At 36.2% G+C, this 506-nt stretch carries 1 protein-coding gene; it reads left to right on the top strand.

All coding sequences use genetic code 11. The annotated features are described in order from the left end of the window. Positions 1-290 (top strand): hypothetical protein (locus tag COU51_00265; protein ID PIR67127.1); only part of this gene is annotated, 290 nt, incomplete at its 5' end. Positions 291-506 lie beyond the last annotated feature (216 nt).

The following is a 506-nucleotide window of genomic DNA, read 5'->3' on the forward strand; positions in this document are numbered from 1 at the left end:
GAAGGGTTTTGGCTGGTGTTGCAGACCCAATAAAACAGGATGAGCTTTATCATAAAATGCTTCAAGGATTATCTGTGCGCGAAAGTGAAGTTAAGAGTCGTTTAGGAAAGAGTGGCGCGCACATCAAAAGAAGTATAAAAGACCAGTCGCTTGTTGATTTGGAAGAAAAGCTTCGCGAAACATTGAAAACAAAAGTTGATATTAAAAAAATGGGAAAAACTTGTCGATTAATGATTGAATGCTATTCTGATGACGAGTTAAAGAAAATAGCGAAATTATTGAATTGTTAGATTATTTTATTATTATATTACTGAAACGGCGCCAAAGGTGTCGTTTTGACATTCTGGCGCTTGTGTCAAGGTTAGAGGAGGCGTAAAGTAAAATTTGCAGGTATTGCCGAAATTGGAACTTGAAAGCAATGATGGGGAAGATTATAAGTTGGCTTTGATGGGTATTGGCAATGGCATGGATAAATTCATAAGTTTTTTTGTCAGCCCATTTATATA

The organism is Parcubacteria group bacterium CG10_big_fil_rev_8_21_14_0_10_36_14, assembly GCA_002772895.1.
Classification (GTDB): Bacteria; Patescibacteriota; Patescibacteriia.